This window comes from Candidatus Poriferisocius sp. (assembly GCF_965204145.1).
Taxonomy (GTDB): domain Bacteria; phylum Actinomycetota; class Acidimicrobiia; order Acidimicrobiales; family Bin134; genus Poriferisocius.
Window position 1 is genome coordinate 1,172,388 of sequence record NZ_OZ241977.1, and the last position, 15,757, is coordinate 1,188,144.

14 protein-coding genes are annotated in these 15,757 nt (G+C 65.8%); 7 read left to right on the forward strand and 7 right to left on the reverse strand.

Annotated elements, in window-relative coordinates; translation table 11 throughout:
- Nucleotides 1–135: 135 nt before the first annotated feature.
- On the reverse strand, nucleotides 136–1,836 hold the full coding sequence (locus ACOGI7_RS05305; RefSeq protein ID WP_419850868.1) for a hypothetical protein: 1,701 nt from the start codon (nucleotides 1,834–1,836) through the stop codon (nucleotides 136–138).
- Nucleotides 1,837–1,945: 109 nt separating this feature from the next.
- Here ACOGI7_RS05305 and ACOGI7_RS05310 point away from each other — a divergent pair, with 109 nt between their 5' ends.
- The gene (locus ACOGI7_RS05310) at nucleotides 1,946–4,192 is read left to right on the forward strand and encodes an ATP-binding protein (RefSeq protein ID WP_419850869.1); all 2,247 of its coding nucleotides are present in this window, start codon (nucleotides 1,946–1,948) and stop codon (nucleotides 4,190–4,192) included.
- 44 nt (nucleotides 4,193–4,236) lie between these two features.
- A complete protein-coding gene (locus ACOGI7_RS05315) occupies nucleotides 4,237–7,098 on the forward strand; it encodes an ABC transporter permease subunit (RefSeq protein ID WP_419850870.1) in 2,862 nt (953 codons plus the stop codon).
- Here ACOGI7_RS05315 and ACOGI7_RS05320 read toward each other — a convergent pair.
- Nucleotides 7,095–8,126 carry an aldo/keto reductase gene (locus tag ACOGI7_RS05320; protein ID WP_419850871.1) on the reverse strand — a complete coding sequence of 344 codons (1,032 nt, stop codon included), beginning with the start codon at nucleotides 8,124–8,126 and terminating at the stop codon, nucleotides 7,095–7,097. The genes ACOGI7_RS05315 and ACOGI7_RS05320 overlap by 4 nt on opposite strands.
- A gap of 34 nt (nucleotides 8,127–8,160) precedes the next feature.
- Nucleotides 8,161–8,859 (reverse strand): alpha/beta hydrolase, encoded by a 699-nt coding sequence (locus tag ACOGI7_RS05325; protein WP_419850872.1) that lies wholly within the window; start codon nucleotides 8,857–8,859, stop codon nucleotides 8,161–8,163.
- 34 nt (nucleotides 8,860–8,893) lie between these two features.
- On the opposite strand from ACOGI7_RS05325, the gene ACOGI7_RS05330 reads away from it, so the two are divergent.
- Genes ACOGI7_RS05330 through ACOGI7_RS05345 form a run of 4 tightly spaced genes read left to right on the forward strand, consistent with a single transcriptional unit; the run spans nucleotide 8,894 to nucleotide 11,316 of the window.
- Complete coding sequence (locus ACOGI7_RS05330) at nucleotides 8,894–9,523, forward strand: nuclear transport factor 2 family protein (RefSeq protein ID WP_419850873.1); 630 nt, start codon at nucleotides 8,894–8,896, stop codon at nucleotides 9,521–9,523.
- A gap of 2 nt (nucleotides 9,524–9,525) precedes the next feature.
- Nucleotides 9,526–10,485, forward strand: coding sequence for a quinone oxidoreductase family protein (locus ACOGI7_RS05335; protein ID WP_419850874.1), 960 nt, complete (start codon nucleotides 9,526–9,528; stop codon nucleotides 10,483–10,485).
- A gap of 13 nt (nucleotides 10,486–10,498) precedes the next feature.
- Nucleotides 10,499–10,921, forward strand: a complete 423-nt coding sequence (locus ACOGI7_RS05340; protein WP_419850875.1) for an FAS1-like dehydratase domain-containing protein — start codon at nucleotides 10,499–10,501, stop codon at nucleotides 10,919–10,921.
- On the forward strand, nucleotides 10,918–11,316 hold the full coding sequence (locus ACOGI7_RS05345) for a MaoC family dehydratase (RefSeq protein WP_419850876.1): 399 nt from the start codon (nucleotides 10,918–10,920) through the stop codon (nucleotides 11,314–11,316). The genes ACOGI7_RS05340 and ACOGI7_RS05345 overlap by 4 nt, the downstream gene beginning before the upstream one ends.
- A gap of 6 nt (nucleotides 11,317–11,322) precedes the next feature.
- On the opposite strand, the gene ACOGI7_RS05350 is transcribed toward ACOGI7_RS05345, so the two are convergent.
- The 4 genes from ACOGI7_RS05350 to aroC are packed head-to-tail and all read right to left on the reverse strand — an operon-like array spanning nucleotide 11,323 to nucleotide 14,859.
- The gene (locus tag ACOGI7_RS05350; RefSeq protein ID WP_419850877.1) at nucleotides 11,323–12,033 is read right to left on the reverse strand and encodes an indole-3-glycerol phosphate synthase TrpC; all 711 of its coding nucleotides are present in this window, start codon (nucleotides 12,031–12,033) and stop codon (nucleotides 11,323–11,325) included.
- Nucleotides 12,034–12,085: 52 nt separating this feature from the next.
- A complete protein-coding gene (locus ACOGI7_RS05355) occupies nucleotides 12,086–12,970 on the reverse strand; it encodes an LLM class flavin-dependent oxidoreductase (RefSeq protein WP_419850878.1) in 885 nt (294 codons plus the stop codon).
- A 1-nt stretch (nucleotide 12,971) separates the two neighbouring features.
- Complete coding sequence (locus tag ACOGI7_RS05360; RefSeq protein WP_419850879.1) at nucleotides 12,972–13,760, reverse strand: enoyl-CoA hydratase; 789 nt, start codon at nucleotides 13,758–13,760, stop codon at nucleotides 12,972–12,974.
- A 4-nt stretch (nucleotides 13,761–13,764) separates the two neighbouring features.
- A complete protein-coding gene (gene aroC, locus ACOGI7_RS05365; RefSeq protein WP_419850880.1) occupies nucleotides 13,765–14,859 on the reverse strand; it encodes a chorismate synthase in 1,095 nt (364 codons plus the stop codon).
- Between the two features lie 105 nt (nucleotides 14,860–14,964).
- Between aroC and ACOGI7_RS05370 the strand changes: the two genes are divergently transcribed.
- Nucleotides 14,965–15,747: an SDR family NAD(P)-dependent oxidoreductase gene (locus ACOGI7_RS05370; RefSeq protein WP_419850881.1), complete on the forward strand. Its 783-nt coding sequence runs from the start codon at nucleotides 14,965–14,967 to the stop codon at nucleotides 15,745–15,747.
- The last annotated feature ends 10 nt before the right edge of the window (nucleotides 15,748–15,757 follow it).

The window sequence follows — 15,757 nt, forward strand, 5'->3', positions numbered from 1 at the left end:
AGCGCCATGCCCAATGCGACGGCAAACCCCCTGGTCCGGTTTCCGGGCTGGAAAGACCGAGTGCTCACCCTCCCGATGCTATCGCCGCGCCTTGGAAGTGGCAGCAGCGACAGCTATCGGGGGGTCATTGAATCGCTAATCGATTGGCCGGTAGGGAGCGGTTTGCTGGACGCAGGTGGGAATATCGGGATCGCCAGGACATGGGAAGTTGAACGCCAACTCGGTCACCACGTCGGGAGCGCCGAACTTGTCGGGGCCGAAGGTGGCGGGAAGCTGGTGCTGGATGTCCACTGAACCCAGGTTCTGGAAGGCGGTGTAGATGTCTTGGCGGGTGGGATTGGGCCCGGCGTCGTAGATGGCCCTGGCCACCATGCGCATCTCGGTACACACCGTGGAGGTCATGCCGTAGGCGCTGTCGTAGCTCCCGTAGATCTCCCGGGTGTGGTTGGCACCGATAGCGCTATGGGCCGCATAAGTCTCGTTGCACATGATGTTCAGCGGTGCATTGAAACTGAGCACGGGGTCGTCGGAGCGGAAGTTCCCGGTGGGGGCATCGTCGATGATGATGGTGCCGTTGTACAGCTCTGCGGCAGTGTCTCCGCCGAACTGGGCCACCTTGCCCGACACCAGGTCACCGGCCTGGCTGTTGAAGTCGGAGTTGTAGAACTGCACGTCGCCGGGGGCGTAGCCCTGGTTGACCATCTCATTGATGAATTGGGGCAGGCTGAGCACGTTGAGGCCGGGGAAGACCACGTCAACGCCCTCCTCCAGCATCCGCTCCACCGCGATGTCGTTGCCCTCACGGCAGGTGGTGGCTCCGCCGCAGCCGATCTGCTCGGCCACCGCGATGTCGTAGCCAGCGGCCTCTATGACATCGATGATCCCGGCTTGTACGGTCTCGGGTTGCCCGGGGGTGTCGGGCCAGATCACCGCAATGGTCTTGCCGTCCAAGGCGCCGGTGTCGATGATCGCCTGGGTCATGTTGACCACCGAGTCCTCGGCCACGGGGCTCAGCGAGTACAGCAGGCCGTTGGCCTGGTCGTGGAACTCGCGGGGGTTGCCCTGGGTGGTGAGGAACAGGGTGTCGTGGTCGGCGGCGATGCACAAGATTGCGCTGCCTTGGAAGCCGGTGGTGTTGGTCACGATCACCGCGTTGTGATCCTCGGTGGCTTCGATACAGGCTTGGTTGCGCAGCGTGTCGATGTCCTCGCCGCCGCCGCCGAGCGCGGATACCTCCACGAGGCGGAGGTCGATCTGGCGGCCCCAGATCCCGTTGCAGTCCTCGTTGATCGCCTTGGTGAACGCCTCGAACATGTCCTTGGGGTCGCCGACCGGAACGGCGAAGCCGATGCCCTCCAGCTCCTCGAGCTTGGTGCGGAGGTGGACGATGGTGATGGAGTCTTCGGTGATGCCCACGTCGGTGGCCTGGGGCGGCGAATCCGGGTCGGGCGTGGCCGTGCAGAACACGTCCAGCGGCTGGAACGGGTGGGAGCGGTCGAAGGTCTTGTGGAAATCGATGAACAAGTCGCCCCGGGGCTCGTCGAAACCGATGTCCACCATCTCTTCTTCGGTTGGTTCCGAGGGCTCGTCGGCCTCGTCGGACGGCTCAGAGGGCTCCGGCTCGTCGGGCGACGGTGCAGTGGCCTCCTCAGCCGGGGCTGGCTCGTCCCCATCACCAGAGTCGGCCGGGGCCGCGGGCTCGTCGGTGGCCGGCGCCTCGGTCTCTTCTGCCGGGGCTGGTTGTGCGCCGCCGTCATCGTCGTCGCCTCCGCATGCCGCGGCGATGAGTGCCAATGCCAGCAGCGCCCCCAGAATCTTGAGCATCTTGTGAGACACGGTTACCCCTCTCCGTCGTATGGCGACGAACAGTAGCCGATGGTGATTGAGGGTGTATAGGGATCAGGTGATGCGCTGCCCTGTTGCAATGGCCTAGTCTCGCGGCCCGATGGGGGACCAAATGGACGACTCGGTAGAACCGGACGTCGACGGCTCGCAGCTGGACGACCCGGCCAGCCTGGCCTCGGCGGTCTTCGAGGAGGAGTCCAAGCGCTTAGCCGAGCAGGCGGCCAAGTCGGAGGTGGTGGTGCTGCCCGACGACCTGCTGCCCGGTGTGGGCGAAGCGCCCATGACCCTGCGGCAGGGGATCCGGGCGGGCGGGGCGAGCATGCTCGTGGTGCTCTTTCTGCTCAACGTGATCGACGAGTTCGACCGGGTGGCGATCGCCGTGCTCTTGCCCGACCTCCAAGACGCCTTCGGAGTGTCGGACACGGTGATCCTGGGCATCTCTTCGTTCGGCGGCGTGGCCCTGGTGCTGGGTGCGGTGCCGCTGGCCTGGCTGGCCGACCGGGTGAAGCGCACCCTTATTGTGCCGGTGGCCACTGCGGGGTGGGCGGTGAGCGTGTTCCTCACCGGGTTGGTGAGGAACCCATTCCAGTATTTCTGGACCCGGGTTCTCACCGGGGCGGGCCAGGCCAACCGCTTGCCAGTGCACTCCTCGCTGCTCACCGACACCTATCCCATTCCCGCTCGGGCTCGGATCTTTGCCTTTGAGGGCATGGGCCGGCCCATTGGCCTGCTCATCGGGCCGGTGCTGGCCGGTGCCATCGCCTCGATTGCCGGCGGGGATGACGGTTGGCGCTGGGCATTCTACATTTTCGCCATCCCGCCGATTGTCCTCGCGCTGGTGTCGCTGATCCTGAAAGAACCCCCTCGGGCGGGCAACGAGCAGCAGGCCATCTTGGGCGAGCAGTACGAGATGCCCCCCATCGGGTCGGATCTTCCGGTTTCCATGTCCACGGCCTTCGCCCGGCTCAAGAAGGTCAAGACCTTTTACTTCCTGGCCGTGGGGGTGGGCACCCTCGGCTTCGCTCTGGTCACGCTGCCCAGCCAGCTCAACCTGATGCTGGAAGATGAATACGGCTATGAGGCCTTCCAGCGGGGCTGGGTGACGTCGCTGGTGTGGCTGGCCAGCCTGGTCGCCATTCCGATCTCGGGCTTCAAGTTCGACGGGTTGTTCCGGGAGGACCCAGCCAAGATGGTGCGTACCGCGGGCACGCTCATCATCATGTCTGGCGTGCTGGTGCTCATCGCCATGCGATTCCACCAGCCCGCCATCATGATCTTCGGCATCAGCCTGGCCAACGCCTGCACGTCGGCCTCCTTCGTGGCCGCCGCCCCCACCATTGGTGCGGTGGCCCCCTACCGGATGCGGGCCCAGGCGTTCGCGCTGTTGCCGGTGTTCATCTTCTTGATGGGCGGGTTCATGGGCAGCATCATCGCCGGTTCCATCAGCGATGCCCACGGAGAGCGCCTGGCCATCAGCATCGTGGCCCCGCCGGCTTCGATCATCGGCGGCCTGCTGGTGGCCTACGGCTCCCGCTACATCAAACGCGACATCTCGCTGGCGGTGAGCGAACTGGTTGAGGAGCAGGAGGAGATGCGACGCATGTCGGAGCATCCCGACGACATCCCGGTGCTCCAGGTGCGGGGACTGGACTACAGCTACGGCCCGGTTCAGGTGCTGTTCGACTGCGGTCTTGAGGTGCGCCGTGGCGAGACGCTGGCCCTGTTAGGCACCAACGGCGCTGGCAAGTCCACCTTGTTGCGGGCGGTCAGCGGTTTGGGTGTTCCCGACCGGGGGGCCATCCGGCTCAACGGGCGCACTATCACCTACGCCGATGCCGAGCTGCGCTTCAAGCAGGGCATCGTTCAGGTGCGAGGAGGCGCCGGAGTGTTCCCCGGCCTAACGGTGGAGGAAAACCTTCTGGCCACCATGCTCAGCACAAAAGAGGAGAAGGCCGAGATCTTCCGGCGAGTCGAGCGGGTGTACGACGTGTTCGGCGCGCTGCGGGAGAAGCGCACCCAAGCCGCTGGAGACCTCTCCGGGGGTCAGCAGCAGATGCTGGCCTTCGGAATGGGCTTGATGCACGAACCCGAGGTGCTGCTCATCGACGAGCTCTCGCTGGGCCTGGCCCCGGTGGTGGTGCAAGAGCTGCTGGAGGTGGTGGAGCAGCTGAAGGAGACCGGGCTCACCATGATCATCGTGGAGCAGTCGCTGAACGTGGCCCTGAGCGTGGCCGAGCGGGCGGTCTTCATGGAGAAGGGCCGGGTGCGCTTCGAGGGTCCGGCCCAAGAGCTGGCCGAGAGAGACGACCTCGTGCGGGCGGTGTTCCTCGGTGCCGAGGGCGGTTGAGCGGTGAGGCGAGCTGACGCAGGCCGGGACCGGATGGTCGTGCTGTGATCGACATCGGCTGGGAGATCTCCCAACAGGACTTGTTCTCGGGCAGCGTGCGGGGGCTGATTATTGCCGCGCTGGCCGCGGGCTTCGTGCTCATCTACCGCTCGACCGGAGTGCTCAACTTCGCATACGCCGAAATCGGGAGCTTCGGCGTTGCCCTCATGGCCATGCTCACATTCCGCTACGACGTGCCCTACTGGTTGGCGTTCTTCCTGGCCATCGGGGCCGCAGCAGGCTTCGCCATGGTCACTGAGCTGGTGGTGGTGCGGCGCCTGTTCAACTCGCCGCGCCTGGTGTTGTTCATCGCCACCCTGGGGGTGGCCCAGTTGGCCATCTTCGCTTCCATCCAACTTCCCGACGTGTCCCGGCCCGGGCCGTTCCCCCTGCCCCCGAAGCTCACTGTCCAAGAGTACCGGTGGAAAGTCACTGACGATCTCCAAATCGGGGGACGGGAACTCCTAGTGGTGATTGTGGTGCCGCTGGTCATCGCCGCCTTGGCGCTGTTCTTGGGCCGAACCCGATTCGGGTTGGCCATCAGGGCCTCAGCGGAGAACGCCGACACCGGGAGGTTGTTCGGAATCAGCGTGCGACGAGTGTCCACCATGGTGTGGACCATCGGCGGCGCGCTGGCCGGGGTCACTCTTATTCTGCTGGCACCATTGCGGGGGTTCAGCGCCGCCGACGTGAGTACTGCCAGCCTCGGGCCGGGCCTGCTCCTTCGGGTGCTGCTTGTTGCACTCATCGCCCGAATGCGGTCGCTGTGGGTCACGCTGTTTGCTGGCATTGGCGTGGGCATCTTCCAGCGGCTGTTCCAGGGCAACGTCGACCGGGAGATCCGCGAGGCGGTGGATGTGATCTTCTTCATCGCAATCCTGGTGATCACGGTGATGTTCGCCCGCCGGGGCACCGAGGACGAGGGAGAGTGGTCGCTGTCGCCCAAGGTGAAGGCCATCCCCGAGCGGCTCCGAGGCCTGTGGTACGTCCGGAACCTGTCGAGGTTCGGATTCGTCGCCCTGTTCGGTGCCCTGGTGCTGCTCGGGCTGTTCCTCACCAAGAACTCCAACCTCTACACCTGGACCCGCATCCTGGGCTTTGCGCTGATCGCCTTGTCGGTGTCGATGCTCACCGGCTGGGCCGGGCAGCTCTCGCTGGGCCAGTTCGCCTTCGCCGGAGTGGGCGGCCTCACGGTGGTGGCGCTGACCGAGAACGGCGACATCCCGATACCGTTCGACTGGTGGGATTGGTCGTTCGACCTTCCCTGGGGGGTGGCCATGGTGATCGCGGTGGCCGCGGGAATGGTCACCGCCTTCATCATCGGCGTGCCCGCGCTGCGGGTGAAGGGGCTCATGCTGGCGGTGACCACGCTGGCGTTCGCCATCGCCGCCATGTCGTGGATCTTCGTGCAGGACGTGTTCACCCAGGGGGCCACCAATACGCCCAAAGTCATCCCTCCGGTGTGGGGTCCGTTCGACTTCACCGCGTCCCGCAAGTCGTTCTTCTTCTTGGTGCTTGTCTTGCTGGCTCTGGCGGTGTGGATGGTGGCCCACCTGCGCAAGACCGGAATCGGCCGAATGATGATCGCGGTGCGCGACAACGAGGACATGGCCGCCGCCTCCACCGTGTCGGGTAGCCGGATCAAGCTCATCTCGTTCACCCTGGCCGGGGGGCTGGCCGCACTGGGGGGCGGGTTGATCATCACCGGCGAGCCCACCATCAACCCCCAAGTCCTGTTCAACTCCAATGAGTCGATCAACGTGATCGCCATCGCGATCATCGGCGGACTGGGGTCGATCGCCGGGCCGCTGCTGGGCGTGTTGTGGGTCAAGGGCATTCCCGCCATCTTCGGGGCCAGCGACGAGGTGCGGCTGCTCACCTCCGGTGTGGGCCTTCTGCTGTTGTTGATGTATTTCCCCGGCGGGTTCATGCAGCTCCTCTACAAGCTGCGCGACTTCTTGTTGGGGCTGGCCGATGAGCGCATGGCGGCGCGCGACGCGGCAATGCCAGTGCCGGCGTTGGACAAGCCGGTGCCGATCACCAGCGAGCGCACGGTTTCGGTTGAGGAGGGTCAACCGTGGCTGGCGGTGCGGAACGTACACGTCCACTTCGGCGGGAAGGTGGCGGTGGACGAGGTCTCCATCGACGTGTACCAGGGAGAGCTGGTCGGATTGATCGGCTCCAATGGGGCGGGCAAGTCCACCCTCATGAACGCGGTCAGCGGTTTCGTGCCGTTCAAGGGCCAAGTGGAAGTGCTGGGAAGGGACATCTCGCGTTTGCCGTCGTACCGACGTCACCGGGGTGGCCTGGGCCGGGGATTCCAGCACGCCAAGATCTACCCGGACCTCACCGTGCGAGAAGCGTTGATGGTGGCGATGGAGGCCCGCGACCGCTCATTGCTGGTGCCGTCGCTGCTGGGAGTGCCGCCATCGCCGGGTCAGGAGCGGCGCAAGCGGGCCGACGTCGATAGCCTCATGGACTTTGTGGGGCTGGGTCGTTATGCCGACCACTTCATCTCCAACCTGTCCACCGGGACGCGCCGGATAGTGGAACTGGCCAGCCTGCTGGCGGTGGACGCCAAGGTGCTGCTGCTGGACGAGCCCACCGGGGGTGTGGCCCAGCGGGAGAGCGAAGCATTCGGCCCGCTCATCCGGCGCATCCAGGCCGAGCTGGGTGCCGCGGTGGTGGTGATCGAGCACGACATGCCGCTAGTCATGAGCATCAGCGACCGGGTCTACTGCTTGGAGGCAGGGCGAGTGATCTCTGGGGGGTCGCCGGAAGAGGTGCGGAACGATCCGCTGGTCATTGCCTCGTACCTGGGCACCGATGTGCGGGCTATTGAGCGCTCCGGGGAGCGTACGACCTAGATCCTCCGAAGAGCGGGGTTGGAGACTGCTGGGGGGATGTAGAAGGCATCGTCGGGGTTTAGGTCATTTCCGGGAGGGACGAGTTCGTCGATGCGGTCGAGGACATCGTTGGACAGCCGTAGGTCGGGGTCTTCGAGGGCGGCATCGAGTTGTTCGGGGGTACGGGGACCGATGATGGTGGAGGTCACCGCGGGGTGGGCCAGGGTGAAGGCGTAGGCCAAGGTGGCCATCGAGCAGCCCACTTCGGCAGCGAGGGCGTCCAGTTCCTCCACGAGATCGAGCTTATGGGCCACCACGGGGTTTTCTCGGTCCCAGCGCTTGGCACTGACCAGGTTGCGAGTGGCTCGGGAGTTCTCCGGCCACTCGGCGTCCTTGCGGTACTTGCCGGTGAGCCAGCCACCGTTGAGGGGGCTCCACACGATCACGCCCATGTTGTAGGCCAGGCAGCTGGGCAGCACGGCTCGCTCGATCTCTCGGGTGAAGATGGAGTACGGGGGCTGCTCGCAGCGGACCCGCTCCAATCCTCGGCGCTCGGCGGCCCACTGGCCCTCCACAATGAGTTCAGCCGGAAAGGTGGAGGTGCCGATCATGCGGATCTTGCCGGCCCGTACCAGATCGGTGAGCGCGGCCAGGGTGTCGCCAAAGTCGGTGCGGGGGTCGGGGCGGTGCATCTGGTACAGGTCGATGTAGTCGGTGTCGAGGCGGCGCAGGCTGTCTTCCACTGCCTGGGTCACCCAGCGGCGGGAGCCTCCCTGCATGTTTATGTCATCGCCCATCGGGCCGTAGAACTTGGTAGCCAGCACCACGTTGTTGCGCCGCCCCTTGATGGCCCGTCCGACAATTTCCTCGGAGATGCCCATGCTGTAGCGGTCGGCGGTGTCAATGAAGTTGATCCCGGCGTCGAGGGCTTTGTGGGTCATGGCCGCGCACTCGGCCTCATCGTTGTTGCCCGCGGGGCCGTACATCATGGCCCCCAGGCACAGGGTGCTCACCTGGACCCCGGATCCTCCCAGCGTGCGGTATTCCATGGGGATTCCTTTCGAGTGACTCGACGAACTGGAGTTACTGGCTGGTGGCCTGGGCAATCACCGCGGCCACGGCCTCAGGCTGGGCCAGCATGGGGGAGTGGCTGCCCTCCATCACCACGGAGTTGCCGACCAGTCCCGCGCATGTCCGCTGGAACTCGGCGGTCAGAGTGCGGTCGTCGGCGCACACGATGTAGGTGGACTCCACGTCCCGCCAGGCCGCCCGAGCGAAGCTGTACGGCGCTTGGCCCAGCGGCTGGGGGCGGAGCTGCGACTCGGCCCAGGCGACATCTTCAGGGGTGCAGTCGTGGTAGAAGAGGTCGCCTGCGGCCCCGGGCTTCACCGAGCTGTAGCCGTCTTCGCCGTGCTCAAGGGCGGGGAAGAAGTTCTCGGCGATCACCGCCTCGGCCACATCGGGGGGATTCGTCTCACCGCTCTCATCGCCGGGCAGGATGGCGGCCAGGTACACCAGATGGTCCACGGTGGCCGGATCGAGCCCGGAGATGGACAGGCCGCCGAGCGAATGGCCCACAGTCACCACCGGCCCTTCACCACCCAAATGCTCCCTCATGCCGCTCACATCGGCCTGGAATGCGGCGATGTCCTCTGCGGTAGTCGGACGGCACAAGTCGGAAGAGTGGACAGCGATGCCCATATCCCTCAAGCACTCCTGCACCCGCTCCCAACACCACGGTCCGTGAAACGCCCCATGGGCCAAAACAACTCCTGCGGTCATGGGGCCGAACTGTAGTCCCCGCTAAGTTGCCGCCATGGAGTCCACCGAATCGCTGGAGGAGCGGCTGGAGCGGCTGGAGTCCATCGAGGAGATCCGGGGGCTGGCTGCCCGCTACTGCCTGGCGCTGGATATGCGGGCAACCGATGCCTGGGTCAGCCTGTTCCCCGCCGATGTGCAAGTGGGCCGGGGCCGCTCCGGGCGGGCCGCGCTGGCCGAGTGGTTCCGTGAGACGATGAGCGGCCAGTTCACCGGCACTGCCCATGTGACCGGTAACCACATCATCGAGTTCGACGGGCCCGACCGGGCTCGAGGGGTGGTCTACTCCCGCAACGAGCATGAGACCGGCGACGAGTGGGTGATCATGACCATGATGTACTGGGACGACTACGAGCGCATCGACGGCCGGTGGTACTTCCGGCGGCGCCTGCCCCTGTACTGGTACGCCACCGACCTGAACGCACCGCCGATCGGGGACGACAAGATGCGCTGGCCCGACGAGGAGCCCTACGAGGGGGCGTGGCACGAGTTCTGGCCCACTTATCGGGAGTTCTGGGAATCGCGCCTGGACGAGGCCGCCGATGTGGCCGAACCGGCGCCGGTGGGAGAGTTCCTGATCTGGCTGCGGGGCAACGCCGAAGGGCTCCCCAGCGTGCGAGTGCGCTGACCATGCGGGCCGCCTACCACGAGACCCAGGGCGGGCTGGATGTGCTGCGGGTGGGGGAGTTGTCCGATCCCGAGCCCGGTCCCCATGATGTGCTGATCCAGGTGAAGGCGACGTCGATGGATCGGGTGGACGTGTATTGGCGGGAGGGCTCGCACGGCATGAAGCTGCGCTGGCCCCAGCACGTGGGCGGGCGCGACATCGCCGGATTGGTGGCGGCTGTGGGGGCGGAAGTGAAGTCGGTGGCTGTTGGCGACCGGGTGGTGGCGTCGGGCGAGCGGACCCACGCCTCGCTGGCGCTAGCTCCCGCGGAGTTGACGTTTCCCCTCCCTGATGGCATCAGCTTCGAGGCTGGAGGGGCCACCCCCACGGCAGGCCGCTCCGCCCATCAGGCCCTCATCGAGAAGGCCCAGATCCAGTCGGGGGAGACCGTGCTGGTGATGGCTGCTGGTTCGGGAGTGGGCAGCTTCGGGGTGCAGATTGCCCGGGCCATGGGCTGTCGGGTGATTGCCACCGCGGGCTCAGCCCACAAACGGGCTCGAGCGATGGAGTTGGGCGCGGAATTGGCCATCGACCACTACAACGACGACATCGTTGCGGCGGTGCGGGAGGCCACCGACGAGAAGGGGGTGGACGTGGTGCTCGACCATGTGGGCACCCCGGTGTTCGCTGCCGCGATCCGGTCGCTGGCCCCCGAGGGCCGGTTTGTGACCTGCGGGGTCACCGCCGGTCACATGGGAGAACTGCACTTGGGCCAATTGTTCGTGAAGGGCATCACCCTCATGGGGGTGGGCCGCCCCGACAATCAGCGGATCGCGGCCACCATGCGGGGTTTGCTGGCCATGATCGCCCAGAGACAGGTCACGCCGCAGATCGCCGCAACATTCCCCCTAGAGGAGATCGCAGATGCTCACCAGCTGATGGAAAGCTCCGATTTCTTCGGCAAGATCGTGCTCGTTCCCTAGCCAGGAGATGTAGATGCGCTCATTCCAGTTCCCCATTGAGGCGGGCCACATTCAGGAGTTCAAACGGGCAGTGGGCGACCACGACGCAACGTTCGATCCTTATGCGGCTGCGCCACCCACGTTCATGGTGGCCGCTGACCGCTACGACCCCGAATACGACCGCCGACTGCGCTCCGACCGCCCGTGGCCACCGGTGGCGCCCGAGTCGGGATCGGGCTTCCACGCTGGAATGGTGTTCGAGTACCACCGTCATCCCCGAGCAGGTGAGGTGCTCACTGCCACGGTGGCTGATGGCGAGGAGTGGACCAAGCAAGGGCGTAGGGGCGGTGCCTTGCGGTTTCGAGAGATCGTCACCACCTTTGTTGATGCCGATGGTCAGCCTTGTGTGACTGCCCGGTGGATCAACGTGAGGGCCGCCAACGAGGTGCGGGAATGAGACCCGAGGTAGGTGTTCGACACCGCCAGGTGGTGGCCGAGGGACTCACCCGGACCCAACTGGTGGCCTATGCCGGGGCGTCAGGCGACTTCCACCCCTTCCACCACGACGAGGTCTACGCCACCACCCACGGCTTCGACCAGCTCTTCGCCCACGGCATGCTGACCATGGGCATTACCGGGGAGGCTCTGGTTGCGGTGTTCGGGGAAGAGGGGCTGGACCGTTACGGGGCCGACTTCTTGAAGCCGGTCTGGCCCGGCGACACCCTCACCACTGAGCTTGTGGTAACCGCGGTCCACGCCGACGGCTCAGTGGAGGTTGACATCTCCACCACTGATCAAAACGGCACGCAGGTGTTGCGGGGCACCGCGGCCGGAAGGCTGGCCGCAGAGTAAGCCTGATCAGGCCAGTAGCTCTTGGAGCCTCTCGACCGGGTTGCCAGAGATCACCAAAGCCTCGCCAATAAGGGCGGCGTGGTAGCCGGCATCTCGCACAGCGGCCATCGTGGTGCCGCCGGGAACAGCGATACCTGACTCAGCCACCGTGACCACATGGTCAGGAAGAAGTGGTGCCATGCGCTCGGCCCGCTGATAGTCCATGGTGAAGGCCTCACTCTTGGGCTTCTCCCGCTGGTTGACCCCGATGATGTCCGCCCCGGCTTTGAGGGCGACGTCTAGCTCGCTCTCCGATTTCACCTCGGTGAGCACGTCCATCCCCAACGACAAAGCCAACTGGTGAAGTTCGGCCAGCTGGGTGCCCGTGAGGTCGGCCACGATCAGCAGCAGCGCATCAGCCCCCATCGCATGGGATTCGTGGACGTCTTCGACGGTCGTGATGAAGTCCTTGCGGAGAACTGGCAGCCCAGAGGATCGGGATGCCGCGGCCAGATCGTCGCCGCTGCCTCCGAACATTGCTTCGTTGGTGAGTACCGACAAGCAGGCCGCCCCGCCATCGCGATAGGCCACTGCTAATTCAGCTGGGTCGAGGTCTGTGTTCAGATCGCCCCGAGACGGGGATCGTCGCTTGATCTCCGCGATGATGGCCACGTCGTCGCTGGCCAAGAGAGCCTGCTTGAAGCGCCCTGCTCGACTGGCCCGCTCGTCAGCTCCCATGAGTCGGATGATACGGGGGAGTTCTGCTGCCGGAGAAAGCAGAAACGGGTGGCTACGCCACCGCGGGCATGACCTCGGTGGCGAACAGCTCAAGCGTCTCAGGGGTGGCGAAGTCGCTGAACTGGAGCACGAACTGCTCAGCGCCCATCTCCCGGTCGGCCTGAAGGCCCTTGGCCACCTCGTCTGGGGTGCCCGCCACGAGGGCCCAGTCGCCGAACCGGCGCTGGGCGGTGGCCACTATCTCGTCCCGGGAGGCCGAGGAAGGCGCTAGGCCGATGGCCCGCTGCACCGACAGCCGGGCGTTGCCCGACAGGGGCAGCAAATCAGCTAACTCGGCCATGCCGTACACCGGGCAGTTCCACCAGTCGGCAAAGTCTCGCACCAAAGGCATGGTCAACGTGCGCCCCGCCCCGCCGATCACGATCGGGATATGGCCGTTCACCGGGGTGGGCTGCTGCTGGGCGTCGTGCAGCTGGAAGAACCGGCCCTCGTAGTTCACCAGCTCACCGGCGAGCAGAGCCTGCACCACCTCCAGCGTCTCCCGCAGGCGGGCTGCCCGCACCGCCGGCGGCTCGTCGCCGAGACCAAATCGCTCCATCTCATCGGGCACCGAGCCCCAGCCGATACCCAGATCGAAGCGCCCACCGCTGAAGTGATCCAGACTCACCACCATTTTGGCCAGCAGCGCTGGATGGCGGAACTGCCCGCACAACACCATGTGGCCGATGCGCACCCGCTCAGTCCACGCCGCCACCGCTGCAGCGGTCACAAAGGCGTCGTACATGGGAGCGGCGGACAACAAGGGCGGATTCAAATGGTCCATGAGGTCGATCTTGTGGAACCCGCACGCCTCCGCCGCCCGCACCCGCTCTTCGATGATGGCCATGTCCATCCTCATCTGCGGCATGAACACGCTGAACTGTGGAGCATCGGTCATTTCAGCCTCCCTTCCCGAGGCCGCGTCGCTGCATGTCGTCGGTGTCCACCGTCCAGTTGCGCATGGCCTCCTCTTCTACCTCTTTGGCTTCGGCGAAACTCATGCCGTCGGTGTCGTCGTAGATGCGCATGGTGGCGGCGGTGGCGGGGGTGGTGGCGGCCACGATCTGGGCGGCTAGTTCTCGGGCTTTGGCTAGCAAGTCGTCGTGGGAGACGACGTGGTTGACCAGGCCGATGCGTAGGGCCTCTTCGGCGTAGACGAAGCGGGCGGAGGCGGTCATCTCTTTGGCCATTCGCTTACCCACTGCTCGGGGTAGGAGCGCGGTCATTCCCCAGGCGGCGATGACCCCGATCTTGGCGTGAGTGTCGGCGAATCGGGCTTGATCGGAGGCCACAATGAAGTCGCAGCTCAGGGCGATCTCCAGGCCTCCGGTGACGCAGGTACCGTTTACCGCGCAGATCAAGGGTTTGGCGGTGTCTCGGCAAGCTTGGGCCGGATCCTCAGCTTGACGCTTGTTCCCGTCGGGGTTTTCTGACAGGCCGTCGGCGGCCACTTCTCGCAGGTCTACGCCGCCGGTGAACACCGGGTCGGCTCCGGTCAAGATGACGGCGTCCACCCGGCCGTCGGCGTCGGCTGCCTGCAGCGCGGCGCACAGGTCGTTGCGCATCCGCTTGGTCATGGCGTTACGAGCCTCGGGTCGGTTCAGGGTGATGGTGGCGATGCCGTCGCTGACGTCAACGAGCAGGCGCTGGTCTTCGGGGGTGACGGCTTTCTCAGCGAGTTCGGCCATGTCGTCAGCAGCCGTCGATCACGTCCACGGCCTGCTGGCGCAGCCAGTGATCGGCCAGTACCAGTAGCACCTGGGCCTCCACCATCGGCACCGCTCGGGGCAGCACGCACGGATCGTGACGGCCGCGGGCGGCCAGCGTGACCGGGTTGTTATCGCGGTCGACCGTCTCCTGGGGCGACGCGATAGTGGCGGTGGGCTTAAACCCCACCCGGATCACGATGTCCTCGCCGTTGCTGATGCCGCCTTGTACTCCGCCGGAGCGGTTGGAAGCAGTGCGGGGCCGGCCGTCGGGCCCAGGGGCAAAGGGGTCGTTGTGTTCTCGACCGGTCATGGTCACCCCTGCGAAGCCCGAGCCGATCTCGAAGCCCTTGGCCGCGGGCAGCGACAGCGCGGCCTTGGCCAAATCGGCCTCTAACTTGTCGAACACTGGCTCGCCTAGGCCTGGAGGCACCCTTCGGGCCACGCATTCGACTATCCCGCCCAGCGAGTTGCCGTCGCGGCGGGCGGCTTCAATGGCCTCGGTCATGGCCTCCGCGTGTTCGGGCGACGGGCATCTGGTGGCATCGGCCTCCACATCGGCCAAAGTCACCGCAGACAAATCGACATCGGCAGCGATGGTGCCCACCTGTCGGACCCAGGCCAGCACCTCGATGCTGGCTGCGGTCCGAAGGAGCTGGCGGGCGATGGCACCAGCCGCCACTCGGCCGATGGTTTCCCGGGCGCTGGCCCGGCCCCCTCCCTGCCAGTTGCGTATACCGTACTTGGCTTCGGTGGTGTAGTCGGCGTGGGAGGGCCGGTAGACGTCCTTGAAGTCCTCATAGGCGCTGGGCCGGGCATCGGTGTTGCCCACCAACATGGCGATGGGCGATCCCAGCGTCTGGCCCTCGAATACGCCCGAGAGGATCTCCACCTTGTCGGCCTCGTCTCGCAGCGTGGTGAGCCGGCTCTGTCCGGGTCGCCTGCGGTCCAGATCGTGCTGGATCATCTCCTCGTTCAGCGAAAGCCGGGGCGGGCAGCCGTCCACCACCGCGCCGATGCCGCCGCCGTGGGACTCCCCAAACGTCGTGACCCGGAACAACCGCCCCGTCGAACTGCTCATTGCACCTCAACACTACAGACCGGGCAGTGCCGCTCTGAGGGTCATATTGGCCTGTTGACGGTGGCAGTCATGCCTTGATCGGCCTTCCTGTGGCAGTGTCGCGACATGGATTTGGGGCTATCAGGAAGAGTGGCGTTGGTTACGGGGAGCTATCGGGGGACGGGGAGCGGGGTTGCCCGGGTGCTGGCGACTGAGGGTGCTGAGGTGGTGGTTCACGGGTTTGAGGAGGGGCAGGCCGATTGGTTGGCCGATGAGCTGGGACCGCCGGCTCGGGCGGTGTGGGGAGACATCTGCTCCGATGAGGGGGCGGAAGCGGTGGCCAGCCAGTGCGGCCCAGTGGACGTCTTGGTTAACAACTACGGGGTGGCGGTGGGCGGCACCTGGGAGGACGACGGCACGGACGTCTGGGTGGATGCCTACAACCGCAACGTGTTGAGTGCGGTGCGGATGACCCGGCTCATGGTTCCCGCCATGATGGAGCGGGGTTGGGGCCGGATCGTGCTGGTGTCAACCGTGGGTGCGACCCGACCAGGCGACCGCATCCCGGGTTACTACGCGGCCAAGGGCGCGCTACCGGCGATGACAGTGAGTCTGGCCCGGGAATTGGCCGGCACTGGGGTGACTGTGAACTGCGTCAGCCCGGGGGCTATTGCCACTCCAGAACTGGTGGAAATGTGGACTCGTCAGGCCGAGCGGGAGGGCCGCTCCACTGATTGGGCCGAGATCGAGCGCCACGTAACCACCGAGATCATGCCCACGCTGACCGGGCGCATCGCCACCGTGTCTGACGTGGGTGAGTTGGTGGCCTTCGTGTGCAGCGATCGGGCCCGCCAGATCCACGGCGCCCACCTCCGCATCGACGGGGGCGCGGCCGACGTGGTGACGTAGGCTGCCCGGC